2 rRNA genes are annotated in these 4,612 nt (G+C 58.3%); both read left to right on the forward strand.

Annotated elements, in window-relative coordinates:
- Positions 1 to 1,068 (forward strand): 16S ribosomal RNA (locus BLP29_RS20485); the annotation flags it as partial.
- 440 nt (positions 1,069 to 1,508) lie between these two features.
- A 23S ribosomal RNA gene (locus BLP29_RS20490) occupies positions 1,509 to 4,612 on the forward strand; the annotation flags it as partial.

The following is a 4,612-nucleotide window of genomic DNA, read 5'->3' on the forward strand; positions in this document are numbered from 1 at the left end:
AAGTGACGGTACCTGCAGAAGAAGCACCGGCCAACTACGTGCCAGCAGCCGCGGTAATACGTAGGGTGCAAGCGTTGTCCGGAATTATTGGGCGTAAAGAGCTCGTAGGCGGTTTGTCGCGTCGGCTGTGAAAGCCCGGAGCTCAACTCCGGGTCTGCAGTCGATACGGGCAGACTTGAGTGTTGCAGGGGAGACTGGAATTCCTGGTGTAGCGGTGAAATGCGCAGATATCAGGAGGAACACCGGTGGCGAAGGCGGGTCTCTGGGCAACAACTGACGCTGAGGAGCGAAAGCGTGGGGAGCGAACAGGATTAGATACCCTGGTAGTCCACGCCGTAAACGTTGGGCGCTAGGTGTGGGGGCCATTCCACGGTCTCCGTGCCGCAGCTAACGCATTAAGCGCCCCGCCTGGGGAGTACGGCCGCAAGGCTAAAACTCAAAGGAATTGACGGGGGCCCGCACAAGCGGCGGAGCATGTTGCTTAATTCGATGCAACGCGAAGAACCTTACCTAGGCTTGACATGTGCGGAAATCCTCCAGAGATGGTGGGTCCGTAAGGGTCGCACACAGGTGGTGCATGGTTGTCGTCAGCTCGTGTCGTGAGATGTTGGGTTAAGTCCCGCAACGAGCGCAACCCTCGTTCCATGTTGCCAGCGCGTTATGGCGGGGACTCATGGGAGACTGCCGGGGTCAACTCGGAGGAAGGTGGGGATGACGTCAAATCATCATGCCCCTTATGTCTAGGGCTGCAAACATGCTACAATGGCCGGTACAAAGGGCTGCGATACCGCGAGGTGGAGCGAATCCCAAAAAGCCGGTCTCAGTTCGGATTGGGGTCTGCAACTCGACCCCATGAAGTTGGAGTCGCTAGTAATCGCAGATCAGCAACGCTGCGGTGAATACGTTCCCGGGCCTTGTACACACCGCCCGTCACGTCACGAAAGTCGGTAACGCCCGAAGCCGGTGGCCCAACCCTTGTGGAGGGAGCCGTCGAAGGCGGGATCGGCGATTGGGACGAAGTCGTAACAAGGTAGCCGTACCGGAAGGTGCGGCTGGATCACCTCCTTTCTAAGGAGCACTGGCCGGCCATGTGTTGGGGGTAGTACTCCTGCAGGGTCGGTCCAGAGTCACGCCCATGCCGTGATGATCGCCCGCTTCAGGGTGGTTGCGAGTGTGTGGGGTGTCGCTCACGGGTGGAACACTGACCAGTTCGATTTCTCTGATCGCGCTCGGCTCCTAGTACAGCCACCTTCGGTGGTGGGAACGGGGGTGGGTGCAGGTGGAGGGTCGTAGGCACGCTGTTGGGTCCTGAGAGAGCGGGCCGCCCACATCGAGTTCGACCTTGCGGTCGGGTGGGGTGTGGGTGCTGCGATCTCGGACGGGGCCTGCCTGTCTGTCATACCGGCTCACCTTCTGGTGGGTGCCTGGTGATGGGTGTGGGGTGGGTGGTCGTTCGTTCTTTGAGAACTGCACAGTGGACGCGAGCATCTTGTTTTGTTTGTTTGTGTGTTCAAGTTGTTAAGGGCGCACGGTGGATGCCTTGGCACCAGGAGCCGATGAAGGACGTAGGAGGCTGCGATAAGCCTCGGGGAGCTGCCAACCGAGCGTTGATCCGAGGATTTCCGAATGGGGGAACCCCGCACCAGTCATGTGGTGTGACCCGCGCCTGAATATATAGGGCGTGTGGAGGGAACGTGGGGAAGTGAAACATCTCAGTACCCACAGGAAGAGAAAACAACAGTGATTCCGTGAGTAGTGGCGAGCGAAAGCGGATGAGGCCAAACCATGTGCATGTGATAGCCGGCAGGTGTTGTGCATGTGGGGTTGTGGGACGTTGCGTACTCCGCTGCCGCGGGGTGAGGTAGTCATAAAGGTGTGGTGTTAGTGGAAGGCCTCTGGAAGGGGTCGCCGTAGAGGGTGAGAGCCCCGTACACGAAAACTCATGCCCTGCCTTGGAACGTATCCCAAGTAGCACCGAGCTCGTGGAATTCGGTGTGAATCTGGCGGGACCACCCGCTAAGCCTGAATACTCCCTGGTGACCGATAGCGGACAAGTACCGTGAGGGAAAGGTGAAAAGTACCCCGGGAGGGGAGTGAAATAGTACCTGAAACCGTGTGCCTACAAGCCGTGAGAGCCTGATTGCACTTCGTGTGCGGCGGGTGATTGCGTGCCTTTTGAAGAATGAGCCTGCGAGTTAGCGGTACGTGGCGAGGTTAACCCGTGTGGGGTAGCCGTAGCGAAAGCGAGTCCGAATAGGGCGTTCTACAGTCGCGTGCTCTAGACCCGAAGCCGAGTGATCTACCCATGGCCAGGTTGAAGCGCGGGTAAGACCGCGTGGAGGACCGAACCCACTTCGGTTGAAAACGGAGGGGATGAGCTGTGGGTAGGGGTGAAAGGCCAATCAAACTCGGTGATAGCTGGTTCTCCCCGAAATGCATTTAGGTGCAGCGTCGCGTGTTTCTTGCCGGAGGTAGAGCACTGGATGGTCTAGGGGCCCCACAAGGTTACTGAAATCAACCAAACTCCGAATGCCGGTAAGTGAGAGCGCGGCAGTGAGACTGCGGGCGATAAGGTTCGTAGTCGAGAGGGAAACAGCCCAGATCATCAGCTAAGGCCCCTAAGCGTGTGCTAAGTGGAAAAGGATGTGGAGTCGCAGTGACAACCAGGAGGTTGGCTTAGAAGCAGCCACCCTTGAAAGAGTGCGTAATAGCTCACTGGTCAAGTGATTCCGCGCCGACAATGTAGCGGGGCTCAAGCACACCGCCGAAGCTATGGCACTCCCACGTTGCCCGTCGTCAGTCCTTGGACTGTCGGCCAGGTGTGGGGGTGGGTAGGGGAGCGTCGTGTGGGGGTTGAAGCGGCGGAGTGATCCAGCCGTGGACGCCACACGAGTGAGAATGCAGGCATGAGTAGCGAAAGGGGAGTGAGAAACTCCCCCGCCGGATGACCAAGGGTTCCTGGGCCAGGCTAATCCGCCCAGGGTGAGTCGGGACCTAAGGCGAGGCCGACAGGCGTAGTCGATGGACAACGGGTTGATATTCCCGTACCCGCGAAAGAGCGCCCATGCTGAACCCAGCGATGCTAACCATCTGAAGCCCCGTGATGGCTTCCCTTCGGGGGAGCTGCGTGTGGGTGGAACGTGGGACCCGGACTGGTAGTAGGCAAGCGATGGGGTGACGCAGGAAGGTAGTCCTACCGGTGAGTGGTAGTACCGGTGCAAGGGTGTGGCCCGCGACGTAGGCAAATCCGCGTCGCACGAGGGTGAGACCTGATGCATAGCCGAATGAGGCGAATGGGATGATCCTATGCTGCCGAGAAAAGCCTCTAGCGAGCTCTGAGCGGCCCGTACCCCAAACCAACTCAGGTGGTCAGGTAGAGAATACCAAGGCGATCGAGCGAACTGTGGTTAAGGAACTCGGCAAAATGCCCCCGTAACTTCGGGAGAAGGGGGGCCATTCACTGTCAACACACTTGCTGTGGGCAGCGGTGGGTGGCCGCAGAGACCAGTGAGAAGCGACTGTTTACTAAAAACACAGGTCCGTGCGAAGTCGAAAGACGATGTATACGGACTGACGCCTGCCCGGTGCTGGAACGTTAAGGGGACGGGTTAGCTACTTCGGTGGCGAAGCTCAGAACTCAAGCGCCAGTAAACGGCGGTGGTAACTATAACCATCCTAAGGTAGCGAAATTCCTTGTCGGGTAAGTTCCGACCTGCACGAATGGCGTAACGACTTCTCAGCTGTCTCAACCACAGGCTCGGCGAAATTGCACTACGAGTAAAGATGCTCGTTACGCGCGGCAGGACGGAAAGACCCCGGGACCTTCACTATAGCTTGATATTGGTGTTCGGTTCGGTTTGTGTAGGATAGGTGGGAGACTGTGAAGCGGGCACGCCAGTGTTCGTGGAGTCGTCGTTGAAATACCACTCTGGTCGAATTGGATGTCTAACCTCGGTCCGTGATCCGGATCAGGGACAGTGTCAGGTGGGTAGTTTAACTGGGGCGGTTGCCTCCCAAAATGTAACGGAGGCGCCCAAAGGTTCCCTCAGCCTGGTTGGCAATCAGGTGTCGAGTGCAAGTGCACAAGGGAGCTTGACTGTGAGACCGACGGGTCGAGCAGGAGCGAAAGCTGGGACTAGTGACCCGGCACCGGCATGTGGAAGCGGTGTCGCTCAACGGATAAAAGGTACCCCGGGGATAACAGGCTGATCTTCCCCAAGAGTCCATATCGACGGGATGGTTTGGCACCTCGATGTCGGCTCGTCGCATCCTGGGGCTGGAGTAGGTCCCAAGGGTTGGGCTGTTCGCCCATTAAAGCGGTACGCGAGCTGGGTTTAGAACGTCGTGAGACAGTTCGGTCCCTATCCGCCGTGCGCGTAAGAGACTTGAGAAGAGCTGTCCCTAGTACGAGAGGACCGGGACGGACGAACCTCTGGTGTGCCAGTTGTTCCGCCAGGAGCACTGCTGGTTGGCTACGTTCGGCAGGGATAACCGCTGAAAGCATCTAAGCGGGAAGCTCGCTTCAAGATGAGGTCTCTCACCCCTCGAGGGGTAAGGCCCCCGCCCAGACCAGCGGGTTGATAGGCCGGAAGTGGAAGCACAGCAATGTGTG

Source organism: Klenkia marina, from assembly GCF_900101025.1.
In the GTDB taxonomy this organism is placed as follows: Bacteria; Actinomycetota; Actinomycetes; order Mycobacteriales; family Geodermatophilaceae; genus Klenkia; species Klenkia marina.